Annotated in this window: 23 protein-coding genes and 2 tRNA genes; 6 read left to right on the forward strand and 19 right to left on the reverse strand. The window is 63.6% G+C overall.

The window, feature by feature from the left end; genetic code table 11:
* Positions 1-7 precede the first annotated feature (7 nt).
* The 3 genes from clpS to GC121_RS01885 form a co-directional block, all read right to left on the reverse strand.
* Entirely contained in the window at positions 8-394 is a 387-nt protein-coding gene (gene clpS, locus GC121_RS01875) for an ATP-dependent Clp protease adapter ClpS (RefSeq protein WP_234421066.1), read from the reverse strand.
* Positions 395-619: 225 nt separating this feature from the next.
* Positions 620-1,417 carry a phasin family protein gene (locus GC121_RS01880; protein ID WP_234421067.1) on the reverse strand — a complete coding sequence of 266 codons (798 nt, stop codon included), beginning with the start codon at positions 1,415-1,417 and terminating at the stop codon, positions 620-622.
* Positions 1,418-1,529: 112 nt separating this feature from the next.
* Positions 1,530-3,410 carry an alpha/beta hydrolase gene (locus GC121_RS01885; RefSeq protein WP_151972496.1) on the reverse strand — a complete coding sequence of 627 codons (1,881 nt, stop codon included), beginning with the start codon at positions 3,408-3,410 and terminating at the stop codon, positions 1,530-1,532.
* Between the two features lie 193 nt (positions 3,411-3,603).
* Between GC121_RS01885 and GC121_RS01890 the strand changes: the two genes are divergently transcribed.
* Complete coding sequence (locus GC121_RS01890; RefSeq protein ID WP_151975542.1) at positions 3,604-4,803, forward strand: LL-diaminopimelate aminotransferase; 1,200 nt, start codon at positions 3,604-3,606, stop codon at positions 4,801-4,803.
* Positions 4,804-4,902: 99 nt separating this feature from the next.
* Complete coding sequence (locus tag GC121_RS15605; RefSeq protein ID WP_234421068.1) at positions 4,903-5,652, forward strand: winged helix-turn-helix transcriptional regulator; 750 nt, start codon at positions 4,903-4,905, stop codon at positions 5,650-5,652.
* Positions 5,653-5,661: 9 nt separating this feature from the next.
* Here the strand turns inward: GC121_RS15605 and GC121_RS01900 are convergent, their stop codons facing one another.
* Positions 5,662-5,952, reverse strand: coding sequence for a PilZ domain-containing protein (locus GC121_RS01900; protein ID WP_151972497.1), 291 nt, complete (start codon positions 5,950-5,952; stop codon positions 5,662-5,664).
* A gap of 211 nt (positions 5,953-6,163) precedes the next feature.
* Between GC121_RS01900 and GC121_RS01905 the strand changes: the two genes are divergently transcribed.
* Positions 6,164-6,237 (forward strand) — tRNA-Cys (locus GC121_RS01905).
* A gap of 21 nt (positions 6,238-6,258) precedes the next feature.
* Positions 6,259-6,334: transfer RNA gene (locus GC121_RS01910), tRNA-Thr, on the forward strand.
* Between the two features lie 50 nt (positions 6,335-6,384).
* Here GC121_RS01910 and GC121_RS01915 read toward each other — a convergent pair.
* The 10 genes from GC121_RS01915 to GC121_RS01955 form a co-directional block, all read right to left on the reverse strand.
* Complete coding sequence (locus GC121_RS01915) at positions 6,385-6,519, reverse strand: DUF2474 domain-containing protein (protein WP_151972498.1); 135 nt, start codon at positions 6,517-6,519, stop codon at positions 6,385-6,387.
* Positions 6,519-7,514 carry a cytochrome d ubiquinol oxidase subunit II gene (gene cydB / locus GC121_RS01920; protein ID WP_151972499.1) on the reverse strand — a complete coding sequence of 332 codons (996 nt, stop codon included), beginning with the start codon at positions 7,512-7,514 and terminating at the stop codon, positions 6,519-6,521. Before cydB ends, GC121_RS01915 begins: the two co-directional genes overlap by 1 nt.
* Complete coding sequence (locus tag GC121_RS01925) at positions 7,514-8,956, reverse strand: cytochrome ubiquinol oxidase subunit I (protein ID WP_151972500.1); 1,443 nt, start codon at positions 8,954-8,956, stop codon at positions 7,514-7,516. The genes cydB and GC121_RS01925 overlap by 1 nt, the downstream gene beginning before the upstream one ends.
* A gap of 89 nt (positions 8,957-9,045) precedes the next feature.
* Positions 9,046-9,675: a peroxiredoxin gene (locus GC121_RS01930; protein ID WP_151972501.1), complete on the reverse strand. Its 630-nt coding sequence runs from the start codon at positions 9,673-9,675 to the stop codon at positions 9,046-9,048.
* Positions 9,676-9,906: 231 nt separating this feature from the next.
* Complete coding sequence (locus GC121_RS01935) at positions 9,907-11,664, reverse strand: SulP family inorganic anion transporter (RefSeq protein WP_151972502.1); 1,758 nt, start codon at positions 11,662-11,664, stop codon at positions 9,907-9,909.
* Positions 11,665-11,680: 16 nt separating this feature from the next.
* Entirely contained in the window at positions 11,681-12,904 is a 1,224-nt protein-coding gene (locus tag GC121_RS01940; protein ID WP_234421069.1) for an FAD/NAD(P)-binding oxidoreductase, read from the reverse strand.
* A 22-nt stretch (positions 12,905-12,926) separates the two neighbouring features.
* Positions 12,927-13,337 carry a TIGR01244 family sulfur transferase gene (locus GC121_RS15610; protein WP_234421070.1) on the reverse strand — a complete coding sequence of 137 codons (411 nt, stop codon included), beginning with the start codon at positions 13,335-13,337 and terminating at the stop codon, positions 12,927-12,929.
* Positions 13,337-13,756: a DUF6691 family protein gene (locus tag GC121_RS01945; RefSeq protein ID WP_151972503.1), complete on the reverse strand. Its 420-nt coding sequence runs from the start codon at positions 13,754-13,756 to the stop codon at positions 13,337-13,339. The genes GC121_RS15610 and GC121_RS01945 overlap by 1 nt, the downstream gene beginning before the upstream one ends.
* A complete protein-coding gene (locus GC121_RS01950; RefSeq protein ID WP_151972504.1) occupies positions 13,753-14,202 on the reverse strand; it encodes a YeeE/YedE family protein in 450 nt (149 codons plus the stop codon). The genes GC121_RS01945 and GC121_RS01950 overlap by 4 nt, the downstream gene beginning before the upstream one ends.
* Positions 14,199-15,077 (reverse strand): MBL fold metallo-hydrolase, encoded by an 879-nt coding sequence (locus tag GC121_RS01955; RefSeq protein ID WP_370513761.1) that lies wholly within the window; start codon positions 15,075-15,077, stop codon positions 14,199-14,201. Before GC121_RS01955 ends, GC121_RS01950 begins: the two co-directional genes overlap by 4 nt.
* A gap of 129 nt (positions 15,078-15,206) precedes the next feature.
* Here GC121_RS01955 and GC121_RS01960 point away from each other — a divergent pair, with 129 nt between their 5' ends.
* Together GC121_RS01960 and GC121_RS01965 are read left to right on the forward strand one after the other, a co-directional pair.
* Positions 15,207-15,866: a peroxiredoxin gene (locus tag GC121_RS01960; protein WP_151972505.1), complete on the forward strand. Its 660-nt coding sequence runs from the start codon at positions 15,207-15,209 to the stop codon at positions 15,864-15,866.
* Complete coding sequence (locus tag GC121_RS01965; protein WP_151972506.1) at positions 15,863-16,198, forward strand: helix-turn-helix transcriptional regulator; 336 nt, start codon at positions 15,863-15,865, stop codon at positions 16,196-16,198. The genes GC121_RS01960 and GC121_RS01965 overlap by 4 nt, the downstream gene beginning before the upstream one ends.
* A gap of 7 nt (positions 16,199-16,205) precedes the next feature.
* Here GC121_RS01965 and glpD read toward each other — a convergent pair whose 3' ends face one another.
* From glpD to GC121_RS01990, 5 genes are all read right to left on the reverse strand, one after another.
* On the reverse strand, positions 16,206-17,711 hold the full coding sequence (gene glpD, locus GC121_RS01970; protein ID WP_151972507.1) for a glycerol-3-phosphate dehydrogenase: 1,506 nt from the start codon (positions 17,709-17,711) through the stop codon (positions 16,206-16,208).
* A gap of 28 nt (positions 17,712-17,739) precedes the next feature.
* Positions 17,740-18,387: an ATP-binding cassette domain-containing protein gene (locus GC121_RS01975; RefSeq protein WP_151972508.1), complete on the reverse strand. Its 648-nt coding sequence runs from the start codon at positions 18,385-18,387 to the stop codon at positions 17,740-17,742.
* On the reverse strand, positions 18,384-19,076 hold the full coding sequence (gene modB / locus GC121_RS01980) for a molybdate ABC transporter permease subunit (protein WP_151972509.1): 693 nt from the start codon (positions 19,074-19,076) through the stop codon (positions 18,384-18,386). The genes GC121_RS01975 and modB overlap by 4 nt, the downstream gene beginning before the upstream one ends.
* Positions 19,070-19,816, reverse strand: coding sequence for a molybdate ABC transporter substrate-binding protein (gene modA, locus GC121_RS01985; RefSeq protein ID WP_199857705.1), 747 nt, complete (start codon positions 19,814-19,816; stop codon positions 19,070-19,072). The genes modB and modA overlap by 7 nt, the downstream gene beginning before the upstream one ends.
* A gap of 79 nt (positions 19,817-19,895) precedes the next feature.
* Entirely contained in the window at positions 19,896-21,506 is a 1,611-nt protein-coding gene (locus GC121_RS01990; protein ID WP_151975545.1) for a CHASE domain-containing protein, read from the reverse strand.
* Between the last annotated feature and the right edge of the window lie 101 nt (positions 21,507-21,607).

Raw genomic sequence — 21,607 nt, forward strand, 5'->3', positions numbered from 1 at the left:
CGCGCGCTTAGGCCTTCTCCAGCGTGCATTGCAGCGGATGCTGGTTCTGGCGGGCGAAATCCATCACTTGGTTCACTTTGGTTTCGGCGACTTCGTAAGGAAAAATGCCGCACACGCCGACACCGCGCTGGTGAACGTGCAGCATGACGCGGGTCGCCTGTTCCAGATCCATGCGGAAGAACCGCTTGAGTACCAGCACGACGAATTCCATCGGCGTATAGTCGTCATTGAGCATCAGCACCTTGTACTGGCTCGGCTTTTTGGACTTGGCGCGGGTTTTGGTGGCGACGCCGACCTGCCCTTCTCCGCCGCTCACGCCGGTATCATCGCCATCCTCGTCGGCGGCGGTCACGGCCCAGTCGGGGCGAGGCGAAGGAAGGGGAAGTGCATTCATTGAAGAGCCAAATATCGTATCGCGGGCCCCGGCTGCAAGAGGGCTAAGGCACTATATCTCACAAGCCCGCAGGATAGACCGTGCGGGTTTACGAATTTCCTACCCGCTCCAGCGGCGCGAGACTGGCGCAAAACGCAAACGGGCCGGACAGCCAAAGCTGCCCGGCCCGAATTCTACCGTCCGCCGGAGGGAGAGGAGAGTGGCGGAGCGGTGGAATGCGGAGGTTTACGCGACCTTCGAGAGCTTCTCGGCGGCAACGTTCACGCGGCCCGAAATCGGGGCGGCAACGTCGTTCGCCAGCTTCACGGCAGCGTCGGTGTTCTTCGAGGTGGCCGCAACCATCGCATCGAAGTTGCGACGCAGGATCTTGCCCTGCAGCTGGAACAACTCGGTCGGGCTCTTGATCGCAGCCATTTCCTTGAGATCAGCGGTCATGGTTTCGTAGACCGTCTTGGCTTCGTCGGCATAGGCCTGGCCCATGGTCTGCACGCCTTCGGCAAGGATCTTGCCGCTTTCGACGACAGCTTCGACATTGCCCTTGGCGAATTCGGTCATTTCGGTGACAGCTTCGGTGCCCTTGTCGTAAGCCGACTGCGCACGGTCCTGCATTTCCTTCATGGCGCCGGTCATGGTGTCGGTGACGACGGCGGTGTAATCGGTAGCTTTGGTAGCCATAATCTTTTCCTTGAGCTGGGTAACAGTGGGTTGGGTTTTGGCTGCGGGCGCCTTCTTTGCAGCAGGCGTCTTCTTCGCAGCGGCTTTCTTGGTTACGGTCTTCGGCGCGATGGCCTTTGCGGGAGCGGCGGCGGTTTTGGCCGGAGCCTTGGCAGCGACCTTCTTCGCCGGAGTCTTCTTCGCGGGAGCCGGTTTGGCAGCCGACGCCTTAGCCGGAGCCGCCTTTTCAGCCGTCACCGCAGCCGAAGCATCGGCGTACGCCTGGTCAGCATTGTCTTCGGTTTTCACCGGAGCCTTGGTGGTTGCCTTCGTGGTGGCCATACAATCCTCGCTTCCGGGACGCTCCATTGCGATCCCTTGTTGCAGTGCACAATATATGTTTGTGCAACTGCGAAGTCAAGGATTATTGTGCACTGCACAAAAGTCGTAGAAATGGCGGAAAACCGGGCCTCCGGACGGGCTAGCGCGCCTTGACGTAGCGCCCGGGAGCGTCCTCGATCACTGTGTCGCCGCGCCCTCCGGGCTTGCGCTTTCCGGCGGGTTTGATGCGCTTCGCATCGTGGCTTTCGATCCATGCGAACCAGTCTGGCCACCAGCTTCCGGGCGTTTCGCTCGCGCCGTCAAGAAAGCTCTCGAGCGAATCGAACGCGCCCTCATTGGTCCAATACTGGTATTTGCCCGCCGCCGGAGGATTGACCACGCCCGCAATATGTCCGCTGCCCGCCAGCACGAAGCGGATGGGGCCGGAAAAATGCTCGGTCAGCTTCCACACGCTGGAAGGCGGCGCGATGTGATCCTCGCGCCCCGCCTGCACATAGCTGGGCGTTTGCACCTTGGTGAGATCTATCGGCATTCCCGCGACGCCCAGCGCATCGGGCTGCACCAGCAGATTGTCGCGGTAGAGATCGCGCAAGTAAGCCGCGTGCCACTTGGCCGGCAGATTGGTGACATCGCCGTTCCAGTAGAGCAGATCGAAAGCCGGATAATCCTCACCCAGCAGATAGTGGTTCACCACGTAATTCCAGATCAGGTCTGATCCGCGCAGCATATTGAACGTCGCCGCGAGATAGCGCCCGTCGAGATAGCCGCCCTTGCTCGCCTGCCGGATGAATTCGAGCTTCCCGTCATCGACGAACAGTTTCAAATCGCCCGCATGGGTGAAATCGACCTGCGCGGTAAAGAATGTCGCGCTTGCCACCTTCTCCGCCTCGCCCTGCCGCGCCAAAACGGCGAGCGTGCCCGCCAACGTCGTGCCTGCCACGCAATAGCCGATGGTGTGGACGCCCGGCACCTTCAGCCGCTCGCGCACCACGTCGATGGCTTCCATCTGCGCGAGAAAATAGTCGTCCCAGTCGATATGCGCCAAGCTGTCATCGGCGCTTTTCCAGCTGACCATGAACACCGTCAGCCCCTGATCGACCGCCCATTTAACGAAGCTCTTCTTCGCATTGAGATCGAGGATGTAGAAGCGGTTGATCCATGGCGGGAAGATCAGCAGCGGGGTTTCGATCACCGTCTCGGTGGCGGGCGCATACTGGATCAACTGGAACAAATGCGATTCATGCACCACCTTGCCCGGCGTCGTGGCGATGTTGCCGCCGACTTCGAACTGGCTGGTGTCGGTGTGGGTCAGCTGGCCCTTCTCCAGATCGCCCGTCAGCCGCTGCAGCCCGCGCACGATATTCTCGCCGCCCGTCTCCATCGTGCGTTCAAGCACCACCGGGTTCATCAGCGGGAAGTTGGCGGGGCTCATTGCGTCGAGCACATTTTGCGTGGCGAAGCGCAGATTTGTGCGATCCTCCTCGCTCAGCCCTTCGGCGCTTTCGACCCCGGCATTGAGCTTTTCGGCGATCAGCAGATAGGTCTGGTGGATCAGTGCGAAGACCGGCTGTTCGCGCCACGCCTTGTCCGAAAAGCGCCGGTCGCGGCGCGGCAATTGCGGGTCGGACGGTTCGCCCTCGCTCTGGCCGGAATATTGCGCCAGCACGTTCTGCCACAGCTCGAAACTCTCTGCCCACAATTGCTGTTGCGCCATCGGGCTAAGCGCGGGCATGGCGGCCGTCCATTTGCGCATTGCCTCCATCCAGTTGGCTGGGCTGGAAAGCATCGGGGCAGGCTGCTGTTCCTTGGGCAGCCAGAATTGCAGCCAGGTTGCCTGAAACTCCATCATCGCCGCGCCCATGGCGTCGATGGCGGCAGTGTCGGGCAAATGGTCTTCCGCGCCCGGAGCAACCGTCTGCATCATCTGCCGCGCCGCCTCACCTTGCATCCGCAGCATCTCGGTAAAGATATCGGCGGCGTCCTGCGCGCCTTCATTGCCGGGCTTGCTCGTGTCACTCATGGCCGCCACCCTTAGCCGGTTTTGCGCGCCTGTGCAGCTATTGTGCAGCGATAGCGGGCGCGCATAGCATTGCGCTGCTACGCGCCCGCTCGCGGTCAGGCAAACGCTCCGTTGCGCCAAGCGAAACTTTCGTTCATTTGAGGCCGCATCCGCGTCATATTCAACGCCTCAACCAAGGATCGCGACCCCAATGATGGAACAAGAGTTCTACCGCATCAAGCGCCTGCCCCCCTATGTCATCGCCGAAGTGAACGCGATGCGGGCGGCCGCGCGGGCGGAAGGGCGCGACATTATTGACCTTGGCATGGGCAATCCCGACCAGCCGCCGCCGCAGCACGTGATCGACAAGCTGTGCGAAGTCGCGGCCAAGCCCGATGCGCATGGCTATTCGCAATCCAAGGGCATTCCCGGCCTGCGTCGCGCGCAGTCGGATTACTACGCCCGCCGCTTTGGCGTCGATCTCGACCCCGAAAGCGAAGTGATCGTGACGCTGGGCTCGAAAGAAGGGCTCGCCAGCCTCGCCACCGCGATCACCGCGCCGGGGGACACCATCCTCGCGCCCAATCCCAGCTATCCGATCCATACGTTCGGCTTCATCATTGCCGGGGCCTCGATCCGCAGCGTGCCAACCACGCCGGACGAGAATTATTGGAAGGCGCTGGAACAGGCGATGACCTTCACCGTCCCGCGCCCCACCATTCTGGTGGTCAATTTCCCGTCCAACCCCACTGCCGAAACGGTCGATCTGGAATTCTACGAGCGGCTGGTGGACTGGGCGCGGTTCCACAAGATATGGGTGCTGTCCGATCTCGCCTATTCGGAGCTGTATTACGACGGCAAGCCGACCGTCTCGATCCTGCAAGCCAAGGGCGCGAAGGATGTGGCGATCGAGTTTACCAGCCTTTCCAAAACCTACGGGATGGCGGGCTGGCGTATGGGCTTTGCCGTGGGCAACCGCACGCTGATTTCCGCGCTCACCCGCGTCAAAAGCTATATCGATTACGGTGCTTTTACCCCGATCCAGGCCGCTGCCTGCGCCGCGCTCAATGGGCCGCAGGATTATGTCGAGCAGAACCGGCAGATGTATCACCGGCGGCGCGATGTGATGGTGGAGGCGTTTGGCCGCGCCGGATGGGACATTCCCCCGCCGCCCGCCAGTATGTTCGCGTGGGCTCCGCTGCCTGCCGCGCTGAAGGACATGGGAAGCTTGGAATTTTCCAAACAATTGCTCACCGAAGCGCAGGTCGCGGTGGCTCCCGGTGTCGGCTATGGCGAGGATGGCGAAGGCTTCGTCCGCATCGCCATGGTCGAAAACGAGCAGCGGCTGCGGCAGGCGGCGCGCAATGTGAAACGTTATTTGCAAAGCAAGGGCGTCAACACGCCGGGCGGGTAATGCTCGCGGGGCGCAACTGGCGGGGGCAAATCTACGCAGCTTTGCGCAGAAGGTGAGTTGGCCATGGGCAGGCCGCTTTCCCGGTGGCATGGATAGGGCATGGTTACGCGCAAGCCTTCCCCACAATTCTTCGGCTGGATCGCCCCGCAAGCGCAGCCGCCCGCGCGTTGGAACCTGGCGGCGCTCGATTGGGAATTGTGCGGCGGCAAGGGCGGATGCCGCGCCGAATGCCGCCATGTGCTGATCTGCGACACCAGCGCGCTTGGCCCGGCCGAGCGGCTGGCGCTCGCCGAATCGGACCGCCCCGCATGGCGGCTTATCCTGCTCGGCGTGGAAGACCCGAAGGAGCGGGCCGAGCTGATCAATCGCGGCTGCGCCGAGGCGCTTCCGGCGGCAACCGGCCTCCACGAATTGCAAGCCCGCGCGCGGCGCGTCGCCGATATGTTCGGGATGCTGCCGCGCTGGCGCGATACCGGCCCGCTGACGCTCGACCTGTTCCACCGCGATGCGCGGCTGGGCGCACGCTGGCTCAGCCTCCACCCGCGCGAATTCGGCGTGCTGTGGCGGCTCGCCGATACGCCGGGCGAGCGGGTGACGCGCAAGCAATTGCTCGAAGATGTTTGGCGGCTGAGCCACGAGCCCGAGACCAACAGCGTCGAAGTGCATATCTCGCGCCTGCGCTCCAAGCTGGCGCTGGCCGGGTGCGAGGGGCTGGTGGAGACGGTGCCGCAAGGGGGCTATCGCCTCGCCGATGCTGGCCGCTTCCTGCGCGCCGACCGTCCGGCCGAAGGCGACGCGCTCGACCGTTACCTGCGCGAACTGGGCTGGGCTGGAGTGGAAGCGGAATAGCGGCGCGGTTCAACCCGCCCGCAGCATTCCGGCAAACCGGTCGAACACCGTTTCGTGCAGTGGCTGCTCAAAGGCGAGGCCCGCGCGCCCGTCCTCGCGCCACACCAGCTCGGCTGGCTGCGCGCTGAGCCCGGGCAGCGTTATCAGCACGCGATCACCCGCTTCGCCCGTCCAGCCGCGCGCCTCCACCATCGCTCCGCCGATCGACAGGTCGAGCACTTGCAAATCGGCACTCATCCCGCGCCGCGAGCGACACTTGATGCGCAAGACCTGCTGTTCCCCGACTGCCAGCGAAACCATGGATTGCCTTTCTATAACCACCCCGCCGTGGCGGGAGGTGATGGGAAGAATATGCCTCGCACAGGTTGCAAAGCCGTTTACCCCGTCTTCACCAGAACCGCTAAGCGATTGCTCAAAAGATGCGTTAAGGCGGTGCTAGGGATGTTTCTGCGGCGCGGCGCACGAAGGGCATTGCACCTTCGCCCCGCCTGCGTTAGGTGGCGCGCCTTCCGGCCCGATGGCGGAGTGGTGACGCAGCGGATTGCAAATCCGTGCACGCCGGTTCGATTCCGGCTCGGGCCTCCACCTTCCCACACATGGGAATGTGCCGCTTTAGCTCAGTTGGTAGAGCACATCATTCGTAATGATGGGGTCAACGGTTCGAGTCCGTTAAGCGGCACCATTTGGCCTGTGCGCGGCGCTCTTTTCATCGGCATGCCCCGGAATGGCGGGTCAGGCCTTCAGCCAGAACCTGATGATCCACGCGACCGTGCCGAGCACAGCCACGCTTCCTGCCCAGATCGCTGCCATCCATGCCAGCTGTCGCCATAAGGGGGCTTCCGGCTCGTTGTCCTGCGCATGGCGCATTAGTGATACCCCTCGTCACCCACCTTGCCGCGGAACACCCAATAGGCCCAGGCGGTGTAGCCGATGATGAGCGGCATGGTGATCGCGACGCCCACCAGCATGAATATCTGGCTGCGCTCGGGCGCGGCGGCGTCCCAGATCGTTAGCCCCGGCGGCACCACATAGGGCCACATCGTCACGCCCAGCCCCGCCATGCCGAAGAAGAACAGCGCCAATGCGAGCCAGAAGGGCTTGCTGTTGCGCTCCTTGCGGATCGCGCCGATCATCGACAGGGCGATAATGCCGGTGAGCACCGGCACCGGCGCAACGAAATAGATCTCGGGTGCGCTCAGCCAGCGGGCGGCATATTCGCTGTTGAGCGTGATGTTGTAGAGGCTGACCGCGCCCATCAGGGCAATCGTCGCCAGCGCCGCGCGCAGGGCCAGCTTGCGCGCGTGCGCCTGCCCTTCCCCGTCGAGCTTCCAGATCAGCCAGGTGCTGCCCAGCAGAGCATAGCCTGCCACCGTGCCCAGCCCGCACAACAGCGTGTAAGGCGTGAGCCAATCGAACCAGCTTCCGGCATAGGCGCGGTCGACCACATCGATCCCCTGTAGCAGCGCGCCCAGCGTCATCCCCTGCGCCATCGCCGCCACCAGCGATCCGCCTGAGAATGCGGCATCCCAGAAACGCCGATGCGCCGGATCGCGCCAGCGGTACTCGAAGGCGACTCCGCGGAAAACAAGGCCAAGCAGCATGGCGATAATCAGCGGATAGGTGGCCGGCAGCACCACCGCATAGGCCAGCGGAAAGGCGGCAAACAACCCGCCGCCGCCCAGCACCAGCCAGGTCTCGTTCCCGTCCCACACAGGCGCGATGGAATTCATCGCCCGATCCCTTTCGCGCCCCACTTCGAAGGTAGGGAAGAGAATGCCGATGCCCAGATCGAACCCGTCCATCACCACATAGGCGAACACGGCGAAGGCGATGATGAAAGCCCAGATGACGGTGAGATCCATCACACATCCTCCTTTTGCGTAGGCAGGGTTTCGGCATGGCCGGGATTCTGCGTCGGCCCCGGGGTGATCCCGGCGGTGCGGATCGGCCCGCTATCGCCGCGCTTCGCACCAAGCTCGCCGGTGTGCGGAGGCTTGGCCATCAGGCGCAGGATGTACCACACGCCAATCCCGAACACGGTGAAGTAGACGAGGATAAAGGCCAGCAGCGACGCCGCAACCGCGGGCGCATCGAGCGGACTGGCCGCATCGGCGGTGCGCAGCAGGCCGTAAATGACATAGGGCTGGCGGCCGACCTCGGTGGTGATCCATCCCGCCAGCACGGCGATAAAGCCCGAAGGTGCCATCAGAACGGCGGCGCGGTGCAGCCATGGCATATCATACAGACGCTTGCGGAACCTTCCGTAGAGGCTCCACAGCCCGATCCCCAGCATCGCAAAGCCGATGCCCACCATGATGCGGAACGACCAGAAAACCATACCGACAGGAGGCTCCTCGTCATCGGGAATGGTATCGAGCCCGTCGAGCGGCGCATTCCAGTCATGCTTGAGGATCAGCGAGGAGAGCTTGGGAATTTCGATGGCGTAATGCACCGTGCGTTCCTCGCTATCGGGAATACCGAACAGGATCAGCGGCGCGCCATCGGGGTGGCTTTCGAAATGGCCTTCCATCGCCATCACCTTGGCGGGCTGGTGCTCCAGCGTGTTGAGGCCATGCATATCGCCGGCAAAGATTTGCAATGGCGTGACAATCGCCGCCATCCACATCGCCATGGAGAACATCTTGCGCGCGTGCAGGTTCGCCTTGTCCTTCAGCAAATGCCACGCGCCCACTCCGCCGACGACAAAGGCGGTGGTGAGATAAGCCGCCATCACCGTGTGCACGAGGCGGTAAGGGAAGCTGGGATTGAAGACGATGTCCCACCAGCTCGGCCCCGGCAGGAACTGGCCGTTGGCGGCAATTTCAAAACCGGTCGGCGTCTGCATCCAGCTGTTGACCGAAAGGATCCAGAAGGCTGACACAAATGTGCCGAAGGCGACCATGCAAGTGGCAAAAAAGTGCAACTTCTTGCCCACCTTGTTCATGCCGAACAGCATCACGCCAAGAAAGCCCGCTTCGAGGAAGAAAGCGGTGAGCACTTCATAGGCCATCAGCGGCCCGATCACCGGCCCCGCCACGTCCGAAAACACCGACCAATTGGTGCCGAACTGGTAACTCATGACGATGCCGGAGACGACGCCCATGGCAAAAGCGATGGCAAAGATCTTGATCCAGTATTTGAACAGATCGAGATAAAGCTGGTTGCCGGTTTTGAGCCACAGCCCTTCAAGCACCATCAGATAACTCGCCAGCCCAATGGAAAAGGCCGGGAAGAAGAAATGGAAGCTGACCGTAAACGCGAACTGGATGCGTGCGAGTAACAGGGCATCGAAGATCTCAAACATGGGCCAGCCTCGTCAAAAGGGTTGGGTTGCAAAGGTTAGGATGCGCCCGCCGGGGGGATGGGGGATTGGCGGGCGCATCCATGCGCCTCTCAGTCGACCCGAGTAGTGCGCAAATAGGGCTTTATCGTGGTGAAGCCTTGCGGAAATTTCGCCTTGGCATCTTCGTCAGAGACCGAAGGCGGAATGATGACCTCGTCACCCGGGCGCCAGTTGGCGGGCGTTGCAATCCCGGCGCGGTCGCCGGTTTGCAGACTGTCGATCACGCGCAAAATTTCGTCGAAATTGCGCCCGACGCTCATCGGATAGGTCATGATAAGCCGGATCTTGTCGGCAGGATCGATGATGAAGACCGATCGCACCGCAGCGGTCTCGCTCTGGTCCGGGTGGATCATGTCATACAGTTTCGCGATTTCCAGATCGGGATCGGCGACAATCGGGAATTGCAGCGTGACACCCTGCGTTTCATCGACGTCCTTCACCCATTCAAGATGCTCTTCCACCGTGTCGGTCGAAAGACCGAGCGGCTTACAATTGCGCCTTTCGAACTCGGCAGCGAGCTTGGCGGTCATGCCCATTTCGGTGGTGCAAACCGGAGTGAAATCAGCCGGGTGGCTGAAGAAGAAAACCCAGCTGTCTCCCGACCATTCGTGGAGCGTGATCTCCCCGGTGGTGGTGGCAACGGTGAAGTTGGGGGCGGTATCGCCGATATGTAGTGACATGATGTTTTCCTTTCGCAGCCGGGATAGCTGCCCGCCCCGATTCGCGCAATTTCAATATATCACTTTATGTAATCGATTTTTTATTTCGGTCATTAGAGGCAAAATATCAGCGTAAATTGGCCAAAATCATAGCTGGACTTAGGGCTTAATTTCAATTGTCTGCAAGTGTTTGCGCTCTGCGCGCGCCGGGATGCCGCGCTGTGACGGTCTGCCGGCGAAAAACTTACGCCCTCAGATCAGCCCGCGCGCCATGTAGTGGTCCACCGCTTCGGGCGGCTCGCCTGTGTCGAGCGAAACCTCGGCAAAGGCGCGGTCTTGCGAGAGGAAGACTTTGCCGTTCAGCTCCTCCACGAAATGGGTGCGTTGCAGGCGGTCCATCACCGGGCCTTTGACTTCGGAGAGGTGCAGCCCGATGCCGCCATCGCCCAGCCGATGGTTGATCGCTTCGAGGCTTTCGAGCCCCGATGCGTCCACTTCGTTCACCGCGCTGCACATGAGGATCACATGGCGCACGGCGGGACGGTCGGCGACTTGCTCCAGCACATATTCCTCCAGCCAGCGGGCGTTGAGATAGGTCAGCGCCTCGTCAATCCGGATCGATAGGACGTGCGGGACGGTAATCACCGCGTGCCGTTCGACATTGCGGAAATGCTCGGTTTCGGGAACGCGCCCGACAATCGCCGCGTGCGGGCGGCTGGCGCGCCAGAGATAGAGCAGCAGGCCAACCGCCACCCCGGCGATCACGCCCAGCTCCACGCCTGCCAGCAGGGTGATGCCGATGGTCGCCATATGCGCGGCGAAATCCGCCTTGGAATAGCGCCACAGCCGCCCCGGCGTCTTGAGGTCGACCAGGCTCAGCACCGCCACGATGATCGTCGCGGCCAATGTCGCAATCGGCAGGCTGTAGAGCAGCGGGGTAAGGAACAGCGTGGCGAGCGCGATCCCGACAGCGGTGTAGGCTCCGGCGGCAGGCGTCTGCGCGCCCGCGTCGAAATTCACCGCCGAACGGGCAAAGCCGCCGGTCACCGGATAGCCACCCGAAAACGCGCTGGCGATGTTCGCCGCGCCCAATCCGATCAGCTCCTGATCGGGCGCAATGCGCTGGCGGCGCTTGGCGGCGAGCGTTTGCGCGACCGAGACGCTTTCGACAAAGCCGATGATAGAGATGAGCAGCGCGGGCACCCACAGCTTTTCGATCAGCGACAAGTCGGTGCTGGGCATGGCGAAAGGCGGCAGACCCTGAGGGATCGCGCCGACGAGGCTGACGCCCCTCTCCTCCAGTCCGAAAGCCTCCACGGCAAGGATCGTCAGCGCCACGGCCACGACCGGCCCAGCCTTGGCGGTCATTTCGGCAGCGCGTTCCTTCAGGCCGAGCTTTTGCAGCGCGGGCTTGCCGCCCTTGCGCACCCAGAACAGGAACAGCGTGGCAGGAACGCCGATGGCGAGCGTCACCGGATTGGTGTCGCCAATCGTGCTGGCGAGCGAGCCGAGCATGGCGGGCCAATTGTCGCCGCCCGCCTGGATGCCGAGAATATGCTTCACCTGGCTCGTCGCAATCAGCACGCCTGATGCGGTGATGAAGCCGCTGATGACGGGGTGCGAGAGGAGGTTGGCGAGGAACCCTGCCCGCAGCAGGCCGAGCACCGCCAGCATCACGCCCGACAGCATCGCCAGCGTGATCGCCGCTTCGAGATATTCCGCCGTCCCCTGCGCCGCGACCGCACCCGCTGCCGAAGCGGTCATCAGCGAAATCACCGCCACCGGCCCGACCGCAAGCGTGCGGCTGGTGCCGAAAATGGCATAGGCAAACAGCGGCACGATCGAGGCGTAGAGCCCGACCACCGGCGGCAATCCCGCCAACAGCGCATAGGCGAGGCTTTGCGGAATGAGCATGATGGTGACGATCACCGCCGCCATCAGATCGTCGGTCAGGACGCCGCGATTATACGTCCGGCCCCAGTCGAGTATCGGGAGGTAGCGGGAGAGCACGGTTGAGAATCCTCTCTTACTGCGCGATCAGGCCGCCGGGGCCTGCCAGCCATTCGCGGCCTTTGAGCATCCCGTTCCAGTAAATCCACGGCAGGGCGTCGGCCTTCAACATCCATGACAGGCGCTGCGGCTTGGTGCCATCGATAATCCATTCGGGGAAACTCGGCATCAGCTTGCCGCCATAGCCGAATTCGGCGAGCACAATCTTGCCGCGCTCCACCGTCAGCGGGCACGAACCGTAGCCGTCATAGCCTGCGCGCGGTCCGCGTCCGTCCAGCTGTTGCAGCAGGTTCACGGCGACCACCGGTGCCTGCTTGCGCACGGCAGCGGCGGTCTTTGCATTGGGCATGGAGCCGCCATCACCCAGTCCGAAGACATTGGGATAGCGGACGTGCTGCAACGTATGCTGGTCAACATCGGTGAAGCCGCTTTCGGAAGCCAGCGGACTGTCGGCCAGGAATTGCGGCGCCACCTGCGGCGGAACGACGTGGAGCATATCGAAACTGCGGGTAATTTCGCCCGCCTCGGTCTGGAACACCGCCTGCCGCGCGGGGCCGTCCACCGCGACCAGCGTGTTGCCGAGCTGAAGATTGATGCCGTATTTCTCGACATAGGTCATCAGCGCAGGCACGTAATCGGCCACCCCGAACAGCACGCCGCCGGCATTGCAGAAATCGACTTCGATCTTGTCCAGCACGCCGGAACGGTTCCAGTGGTCGCAGGAAAGATACATCGCCTTTTGTGGCGCGCCTGCGCATTTGATCGGCATGGGCGGCTGGGTGAAAATCGCGCGGCCCGATCTGACCGCCTGCACCAGTTCCCACGTATAGGGCGCCAGATCATAGCGGTAGTTGGAGGTGACGCCGTTCTCGCCCAGCGTCTCTTCCAGTCCGGCGATCTTTTCCCAAGCCAGCCGGATTCCGGGCGCGACGACCAGCGCCTTGTAGGTCAGCACCGATCCGTCTTCCAGCGTCACACCGTTGGTGTCGGGCGCGAAGCTCTTGGCGGCAGCCTTGATCCATTTCACCCCGTGGGGGATCACACTCGCCATCGTGCGACGCGTTATCTCCGGTTCGAAAATGCCGCCGCCAACCATCGTCCAGCCGGGTTGATAGGCGTGCATATCGGCCGGATCGACAATCGCAATGTCGAGGGTTTTGCGGCGCTTGAGCAGCGAGGCGGCAGTGGCAATCCCGGCAGCACCGCCGCCGATAATCACCACGTCATGGGATGCGTGCATTGTGGTTCCCCTCTCCGGGATGTCAGGCGAGTGCGTCCCGCCATGGTGTCAAATCGTATCCGGCAGCCTCCGCCCGGTGCAGGCGCTCTTCGACCGACAAGCCGTCAGGATTGGCCAGCGTATCGAGCGTGATCGAGCGCGTACCGGTGCGGCAGAAAGCGAGCACGGGGCCGTCCGCGCCTTGCCGCGCGGTGCGGAAGGCGGCGATAGCATCATCGCTGAAAGCGCCGCCCGCAACGGGGATATGATGGAACACCAGACCCGCCGCATCGGCAGCCGATTGCAGCTCCGCCACGGGAGGCTGGCCGGCCTCCTCGCCATCGGGGCGATTGCAGATCAGCGCGGTAAAGCCGAGCGCCTTGATCGCAGCCATGTCGGACGGAGCGATTTGCGGCGCGACCGCGAAATCGGCGGAGACTGTGCGGATGTCCATCACGCGTCCTTTTCCACCAGGCGAACCAGCAGCATTCCTGCGAGCATAGCGGCCACGAAAATCGCTGCCGAGACCGGCTCGATCACCAGCGCAGTGATCGCCGGCCCCGGGCACAGGCCGGCAACACCCCAGCCGATCCCGAACAGCGCCGATCCGCCGATCAGCTTGGGCGTCAGATCGCTGCGGTCGGGGATGGCGAATTTCAGGCCGAAGAGCGGCTGCGCCATGCGCGGCTGGATGCGCCAGGCAATCGCCATCACCAACACCGCACCGCCCATGACGAAGGCGAGCGTCGGATCCCAATTGCCGAACAGGTCAAGGAAGCCGCGCACGCGCGCCGGATCGGTCATCCCGCCCAGCGCAAGGCCCGCGCCGAACAGCCCGCCCGAAAGCAGCGGGGGAAGATATTGCTTCATCATGGCAGCACCTCGATGCCTGCGGCATTCATCACCGCGACGGTGGCGATCCCGGTCGCCATGAACGTGAGCGTGGCGACAAGCGAGCGCGCCGACAGGCGGCTCACCCCGCACACGCCGTGGCCGCTGGTGCAGCCGCTGCCCAGCCGCGTGCCGATGCCGACCAGCAGGCCCGCAATGGCGAGCACGAGCGGGCTGGCGAAATCTGCCTCCAGCTCACCGCCCAGCATGGCAACGACCACAGCGCCGAGCGGCAGGCCGATGAGGAACATCCACGCGCTGGAAAGCGACATTCCGCTGTTGCTGTTGCCGGTCGCGCGGGCGGCGATGCCGGAAACACCGGCAATCCGTCCCGCGCCGAGCAGCATCAGCGCAGCCGCGCCGCCAATCAGCACACCGCCCGCCAACCCTGCAAGCGGAGCCGCGTCAGGAAATCCGGGGAGCATCATACGGCGTTCACCGGAATCTTGATGTAGCTGATGCCGTTATCCTCGGGCTCGGGCAGATGCCCGCCGCGGATATTCACCTGCACCGAAGGCATGATGAGCGTCGGCATGGCCAAAGTCGCGTCGCGCGCGGTGCGCATCGCAACAAATTCGTCCTCGCTCACCCCGTCGCGCACATGGACATTGCCTTCGCGCTGCGCCTTGACCGTGGTTTCCCACGCATAGGTGTCGCGGCCGGGCGCCTTGTAATCGTGACACATGAACAGCCGCGTATCGTCCGGCAATTCGAGCAGACGGTGGATCGAGCGGAAAAGCTGGCGCGCGTCACCGCCGGGGAAATCGGCGCGTGCCGTGCCGTAATCGGGCATGAACATCGTATCGCCAACAAAGGCGGCATCGCCGATGATGAAGGCCATATCGGCAGGCGTATGGCCGGGCACGTGCAGGGCAATGCCTTCGATCGCACCAATGCGGAACGTATCGCCGTCGCCGAACAGGTGATCGAATTGCGAGCCGTCGCGTTCGAACTCGGTGCCGGCGTTGAACAATTTGCCGAACACTTCCTGCACCCGCACGATCTGCGCCCCGATGGCCAGATTGCCACCGAGCTTTTCCTGCAGATAGGGCGCTGCTGACAGGTGATCGGCATGGGCGTGCGTCTCGATCAGCCAAGTCACTTTCAGATTATTCGAAGTAACATAAGCAATGATCGCATCCGCCGAAGCGTGCGAGGTGCGGCCCGCTGCCGGTTCGTAATCGAGCACCGAGTCGATAATCGCCGCCTCCAGCGTCGCCGGATCGTGCACGACGTAGCTGACAGTAAAGGTCGCCTCGTCAAAAAACGCTTCAACAACGGGGCGTAGCGCGGGATCACCCATAGCGCGCGCAACCTGCTGCGACGCGGCTTCGAGCATAGAATCACCTTCAATCATGTGATATCTCCAATTAACTTACATAAAGTGTGTATATGTATTGCAATTGCAGAGTCAAGTGCTATGATTGGCCATATGGAAGACACGCCACCCTGTTCGCCTGCACCCTGCGCCGGATTGCGCATTGGTGACGCCCTGCCCGATTTCGAGGCGCGCAGCACGATGGGGCCGGTCAAGCTGTCGGCCTATCGCGGGCGCTGGCTAATCCTGTTTTCGCACCCCGCCGATTTCACGCCGGTCTGCACCACCGAATTTGTCGCGCTGGCCCGCGAAGCACACAGCTTCGAAGCGCGCGACTGCGGGTTGATGGCGCTCTCGGTCGACAGCCTGTTTTCGCATTTCGCTTGGCTGCGGCTGATCAAGCAGCGGTTCGATATCGAAGTGCGCTTCCCTATCGTGGAAGACCCGACGCTGGTGATCGGGCGCGCTTTCGGCATGGTCGCCCCGCAAGACAATGACAGCGCGACCGTGCGCACCACCTTCTTTATCGATCCCGCAGGGGTGATCCGCGCGATGACGTGCTATCCCGCGAATGTCGGGCGCTCGATCCCCGAAATGCTGCGGACGCTCGACGCCTTGCAAGCGATTGATGCGCAAGCGGGTCTGGCCCCGGCCAATTGGCAAGCAGGCGATGCGCTGCTGCAATCGCCCTCGCACGATCTCGACGATGTGTTTGCCGCCGACAGCGAAACCGCATGGTTCCTGCGCGAAATGCCGCGGAAAGGCGCGAAATGAGCGACGACGTGATCGAAGAACTGAAAGCCCTCGCCCACCCCCTGCGCCTGCGCATTCTGGAAGTGCTGCGCGACGGTGAGCGCAATGTTGGCGAGATCGAGGAAGCGGCACAGATCACCCAGCCCGCGCTCTCCCAGCAATTGGGCGTGCTGCGCAAGGCGGGGCTGGTGGACACCCGCAAGCAGGCAAAGCTCGTCTATTACCGGCTGGAAGAAGCGCCCATCGCCGCGCTGGCGAAGCGGTTCGAGAGCCTGCTCGGCCCCGGCCGCCAACCCGACGCGGCAGTCCGCACGCCCTCGCCCGGCGCGGCCAATTTCGCACGGCTTACCTGAAGGCAGTTTAGCGGCTGGCGAACCAGTCGCGCACGCGCTGCTGCGCGGCGACATCAAGATGCAGGCCCAGCTTGCTGCGCCGCCAGAGGACATCATCGGGACTGCGCACAAACTCTTCGGCCACCAGATAGTCCAGCTCTGCCGCATACAGATCGCCGCCCATATGCTGGCCGAGATCGTTCAAACCTTGCGCTTTGCCCAGAATGCGATCCATGCGCGTGCCATAAGCCCGCGCCAGCCGCAGCACGCCCGCCTCGGGGAACCACGGGAAGGCCGCGCACATATCACCCACGAAGGTATCGAAATGCGCCGGATCGATATCGCCGCCGGGTAGCGGACGGCTGGCAGTCCAACTGTCACCGCCTGACAGACCCATCTTCTCCAGCGCGTGTTCGGCCAGCTTGCGATAGGTCGTAATCTTGCCGCCGAAGATCGACAGGATCGGCGCGCCGCCATCCTCGTCCAGCGCGAAGACATAGTCGCGGGTGACGGTCGAATTGTCGGCAGACTTGTCGTCATAGAGCGGGCGCACGCCCGAATAGCTCCACGCCGCCTGATCGGGCGTCACATCCACCGCCAGATATTCGTTGATCGCATCGCAGATATAGCGCGCTTCCTCGTCGGAAATCGTGATGCCCGCCGGGTCGCCTTCAAAGCCGACATCGGTCGTGCCAACCAGCGTGTAATCGCGCTCGTAGGGAATGGCGAAGATGATGCGGTTGTCGCTGTTCTGGAAGATGAAGGCGTGCTCGCCTTCGTAAAGGCGCGGGAAGACGAGGTGGCTGCCTTTCACTAGCCGCACATTGTCGGCGGGCGTCGCGCGCCCTGACGTGCCGAGCACCACATCGACCCATGGCCCCGCCGCATTCACCACCTTGCGCGCCTGCACTTTTTCCTCGCCGCCAGCACTCTCCAGCGTCGCTGTCCAGTGATCGGCATGGCGCTCCAACCCGGTGCATTTGGTGCGCGGGCGGATCTGCGCGCCACGTTCCTTGGCGTCCATGCAATTGAGCACGACCAGCCGCGCATCCTCCACCCAGCAATCCGAATATTCGAAGCCCTTGGTCAGCCGCGCTTCGAGCACGTCGCGGTGCGGCGGGGCGCGCAGATTGACCGAGCGGGTCGGCGGCAGCAGCTTGCGACCACCCAGATTGTCATACAGGAACAGACCCAGCCGCAGCATCCATTTGGGCCGCAGCCCCGCATCATGCGGCAGCACAAAGCGCAGCGGCCAGATGATATGCGGCGCCATAGCGAGCAGCCGCTCACGCTCGATCAGGCTCTCGCGCACCAGGCGGAATTCGTAATGTTCGAGATAGCGCAAACCGCCATGCACCAGCTTGGTGCTGGATGAAGAGGTGTGCTGCGCCAGATCGTCTTTCTCGACCAGCATCACGCTCAGCCCGCGCCCCGCAGCATCGCGGGCAATGCCCGAACCGTTGATCCCGCCGCCGATAATCAGCAGGTCATAGAGCGGAGTGTCTTGCGGCGATTCTGCCGGTGGCGTGGTCATGGATTGCGCGGTGCCAAGTCGCCGCGCATTACGCAAGCGCCGTATGCGGGTGCAGTTCCACAACCTGCCCCGCCAGCCGCGCAACTTCCGCCGCCGAGTGGCTCACCAGCAGGATCGGGATGTCCAATTCGTCGCGAATACGCTCGATCAAACCGGTCAGCGCCTCGGCGCGCAGCGGGTCAAGCGCGGCAAAGGGCTCGTCGAGCAACAGGAAGCGCGGGGCGCTCAGCAAGGCGCGGCCAATCGCCACTCTCCGCGCCTCGCCGCCCGACAGATTGGCAGGCCAGCGCGCCAGCAGATCGCCGATCTCCAGCAAGGCAACGACCTCGTCCTGACCGATCCAGCGATCCTCCGGCGCGGCAAAGCGCGTGCCATAGGCCAGATTGGCAGCAACGCGATGATGCGGGAACAGGCGGGTATCCTGAAAGACATAGCCCGTCCGGCGGCGTTCGGGCGGAAGGTTCACGCCCGCCGCCGCGTCGAACAGCGTCGTCCCCGCCACACGAATGTGTCCGGCAAGCGGCGTGGCCAGCCCCGCAACGGCATTGAGCACGCTCGTTTTGCCCGCCCCCGACGGGCCGACCAACGCGGTGAGCTTCGCATCAGAGGCAATGCGGCAGGCGATCTCGCGCCCGCCCGGCGCAAGGGTGATGTCGATATCGATGCGATGGGTCATAGCACGTGTGCATCCTTGCCCTGCGCGCGCCGCACCAGCCATTCGGACAGCACCAGCGCGCCCATCGACAGGATGATCGACATCACCGCCAGCCGCGCCACTGCGTCCTCGTTGCCCGGCACTTGCAGGCCGGAATAAATCGCCAGTGGCAGCGTGCGCGTTTGCCCTTCGATATTGGCGGCAAAGGTGATCGTCGCACCAAATTCGCCCAAGGAGCGGGCAAAGCCGAGCATCGCGCCCGCCGCGATCCCCGGCACAGTGAGCGGCAGCGTAACAGTGCAAAACGCCTGCCAGCGTGTTGCCCCCAGCGTCCGCGCTGCGCCGACCAGCCTGCGGTCGACCGCTTCGATGCTGAGCCGCATGGCGCGCACCATCAGCGGCAGGGCCATCACCGCCGCGGCGAGCGCCGCTCCGCTCCAGTGAAACACCAGAGCCACGCCAAATGTCTCGTAAAGCCAGCCCCCAACAGCGCCATTGCGGCCGAACACGATCAGCAACAGCCAGCCGGTGACCACCGGCGGCAAAACCAGCGGCAAATGCACCGCCGCATCGAGCAGCACGCGCCCCGGAAAGCGCCGCCGTACCAGCAGATAGGCCAGCGCGTAGGCGAGCGGCAAAGTCACCAGCATGGCGACGAGGCTGACCCGCAGCGAGAGCGCGATCACCGCCCATTCGGCTTCGCTCAGCACAGCGTTTCGTCCGAGGGAGCGGTGAAACCATGCGCACACAAGATGACGGCTCCCTCCGGCGCAGAAAGGAAGTCGAGGAGCCCAGCCGCATCGGGATGGGTAGAGGCTGCGGCCAAGGCCGCCGGATAGCGTACAGTGACGCTTTCACCGCCCGGCAGCGGTGCAGACAGAAGCGAAGCGACAGCACGCACATCGCTGGCATAGACGACGCCCAGATCGACTTCCCCCCGCTCCACCAGCCGGAGCGCGGCACGCACATCTTCGGTCGGTACGATGCGTCCACTAATCCCGTCCCACAGCCCCGCAGATTCCAAAGCGCGGCGAGCGTAGCGGCCCGCCGGAACGGTGTCGGGATCGGCCATAGCGATGTGGCGTGGCGCGAAGTCGACTTCTGCAACAGTCGGGCGACCCGGCACGGCCAGATGCATATCGCTCCATACGAAGACGAGGCTGTTCCCCGCCACCACCCGCCTGCTGGCAGGGCTGGTGTGCCCGCGTTCCTCCAGCCAGTCCATCCATTCGCTATCGGCGGTAACGATGAGGTCGGCGGGCGCGCCCTCTGCCGCTTGCCGCGCTATCGCGGGCGTACCGGCGATGCTGAGAACGGGGCGCGGATGGCCTTGCGCTTCCCATGCGTCAGCCAGCGCCTCCATCGCTTCCTGCATACTGGCGGGCGCGAGGATCACCGGGCCGCGCTCTGCGACAGGGGCGCAGGACGCCAGCAGAGCGGCAGCGCACACGCATAGCATCCGCCAGATAGAAAGGTTCGCCGCCATATCGCAGGCGGTCTAATCCGCGCCGCGCCACGCGTCCAGCGGGTCAGCTTTGCGGGGTGTTCGCCTTGCCCGCACGGATCGCGAATTCGCCGCGCTGGCGCACCGGAATGCGCAACACGCAGCGCACGCCGGCAGGATCGAAATCGAGCTCGACCGGATGGCGCAATTCATGCGCAACGATCCGCTCGATCAGATCGGTGCCGAAGCCCCGGCCGCGCTCTTGCGGAACCGGCGGCCCGCCGCGCTCGCACCATTCCACCTGCACCAGATTGTCCGCCAGCGCGCGCCATGTGACAGTGACCTTGCCTTCGGGCGTGCTGAGCGCGCCATACTTCGCAGCATTGGTCGCCAGTTCGTGCACCGCAAGGCCGAGCGAGAGCGCATCATTGGGGGCCAGATCAAGCTCCGGCCCTGCCATTTCCACCTTCTGGTCTTCGCCAAAAGTGTAAGGGAGCAGTTCGGCCCGCACCACCGCGCCGAGCGGCGTCGCGCCCCAGTCCGACTGGGTGAGCAAATCATGCGTGGCCGAAAGCGCGCGGATGCGCCCGTCGAGCCCGGTGGCAAATTCCTCCAAACTCGTCGCGCGCCGCCTCGTCAGCGCGATGATCGAAAGGACATTGGCCAGCGTGTTCTTCACCCGGTGATTGAGTTCGCGCGTCAGCGTGTTGCGGATCGAGGCCTGCTCCTCGAACCGTTGCAGCGATGCCTCGTCTTCCTGCGCCTGCTGGATCAGCATCCGCAGCAACAGCATCAACAGCATCGCCACCAGCAGCCCGAACAGCAGCGTGACCATGCTGAGCCCGGTGAGCGCGGTCTGCCCGCGCGCGCTCAGCACCAGCACCGATGGGTTGTTGGCGATCGTCACCGTGTGGCGCACTTCGCGCAGCACCGGCCCGTCGTCCAGCAAAGTGCTGGCAAGCAGCGTCGCTTCGCCGGGATTGCCATCATACAGCCGCACGCCGAAAGCGCCTGCATCCTCCAGCTCCAGCGCGTTTTGCAGGAAGGCATCGGCGTTGAACGGGCTGTAGATAAAGCCCCGGAGCACACGCCCTTCGGGGCTGCTGGCAAAGACCGGCATATAGATCAGGAAACCGGGCGCTTCTTCGCCGCCTTCCTGCAACAGCACGATTTTCTCCGAAGCGGTTGGGCGGGAGGTGCGCCAGGCTTCATCCATCGCCGCGCGGCGCACCGGTTCGGAATACATATCGAATCCGAGCGCGCGCCGGTTGCGCTCTGTATCGGGCTGCAAATAGGTGACGGGCGCTGAAAACGGCGCATCGCCGCGCGGCTGCGGATACAGCGTGAAGGGCACCGGCCCCGTCCGCGCGGCAAAGGCGTTGTACTCCGCCACCTCGTCGGGGCGAACGACCGGCGCCCAGCCGATCCCCTCGGCCCCGCGATAATCGGCATCCAGCCGCAACTCGGAAACAAAGCGGCGGAAATCATCCGCCGGAACATCCTCCATCGTCGCCAGCAGCGCCGCGCCCGCGCGCAAATAGGCGCTGCTGGCATTGGCGCGGCGTTCCAGCGCGGCGGTGATGGCGGTCGCGCGGGCGGAAAGCTGCGTCATATCGCGCTGCGCCTGGCCAAGCTCGATGGCGTAGATGCTGACCAGCGTGATAAGCGAAATCAGGCTGAAAATGGCCAGCGGCAAGGCGCGTGGCCAGCGCAGCAGCCAGCGCCGTGTCCTGCTCCGTTTCGCGCCCAGCTGTTGCAAAATGGCCCTTTCCTTTAGCCCGCCGATCAGGCACCTAC

It is taken from the genome of Erythrobacter sp. EC-HK427, from assembly GCF_902498745.1.
Taxonomy (GTDB): domain Bacteria; phylum Pseudomonadota; class Alphaproteobacteria; order Sphingomonadales; family Sphingomonadaceae; genus Alteraurantiacibacter.

Coding starts and splice junctions, on each gene's coding strand:
- clpS (WP_234421066.1), bottom strand. CDS start 394: ATGAATGCACTTCCCCTTCCTTCGCCTCGCCCCGACTGGGCCGTGACC.
- GC121_RS01880 (WP_234421067.1), bottom strand. CDS start 1,417: ATGGAGCGTCCCGGAAGCGAGGATTGTATGGCCACCACGAAGGCAACC.
- GC121_RS01885 (WP_151972496.1), bottom strand. CDS start 3,410: ATGAGTGACACGAGCAAGCCCGGCAATGAAGGCGCGCAGGACGCCGCC.
- GC121_RS01890 (WP_151975542.1), top strand. CDS start 3,604: ATGGAACAAGAGTTCTACCGCATCAAGCGCCTGCCCCCCTATGTCATC.
- GC121_RS15605 (WP_234421068.1), top strand. CDS start 4,903: ATGGTTACGCGCAAGCCTTCCCCACAATTCTTCGGCTGGATCGCCCCG.
- GC121_RS01900 (WP_151972497.1), bottom strand. CDS start 5,952: ATGGTTTCGCTGGCAGTCGGGGAACAGCAGGTCTTGCGCATCAAGTGT.
- GC121_RS01915 (WP_151972498.1), bottom strand. CDS start 6,519: ATGCGCCATGCGCAGGACAACGAGCCGGAAGCCCCCTTATGGCGACAG.
- cydB (WP_151972499.1), bottom strand. CDS start 7,514: ATGGATCTCACCGTCATCTGGGCTTTCATCATCGCCTTCGCCGTGTTC.
- GC121_RS01925 (WP_151972500.1), bottom strand. CDS start 8,956: ATGTTTGAGATCTTCGATGCCCTGTTACTCGCACGCATCCAGTTCGCG.
- GC121_RS01930 (WP_151972501.1), bottom strand. CDS start 9,675: ATGTCACTACATATCGGCGATACCGCCCCCAACTTCACCGTTGCCACC.
- GC121_RS01940 (WP_234421069.1), bottom strand. CDS start 12,904: ATGCACGCATCCCATGACGTGGTGATTATCGGCGGCGGTGCTGCCGGG.
- GC121_RS15610 (WP_234421070.1), bottom strand. CDS start 13,337: ATGGACATCCGCACAGTCTCCGCCGATTTCGCGGTCGCGCCGCAAATC.
- GC121_RS01945 (WP_151972503.1), bottom strand. CDS start 13,756: ATGATGAAGCAATATCTTCCCCCGCTGCTTTCGGGCGGGCTGTTCGGC.
- GC121_RS01950 (WP_151972504.1), bottom strand. CDS start 14,202: ATGATGCTCCCCGGATTTCCTGACGCGGCTCCGCTTGCAGGGTTGGCG.
- GC121_RS01955 (WP_370513761.1), bottom strand. CDS start 15,077: ATGGGTGATCCCGCGCTACGCCCCGTTGTTGAAGCGTTTTTTGACGAG.
- GC121_RS01960 (WP_151972505.1), top strand. CDS start 15,207: ATGGAAGACACGCCACCCTGTTCGCCTGCACCCTGCGCCGGATTGCGC.
- GC121_RS01965 (WP_151972506.1), top strand. CDS start 15,863: ATGAGCGACGACGTGATCGAAGAACTGAAAGCCCTCGCCCACCCCCTG.
- glpD (WP_151972507.1), bottom strand. CDS start 17,711: ATGACCACGCCACCGGCAGAATCGCCGCAAGACACTCCGCTCTATGAC.
- GC121_RS01975 (WP_151972508.1), bottom strand. CDS start 18,387: ATGACCCATCGCATCGATATCGACATCACCCTTGCGCCGGGCGGGCGC.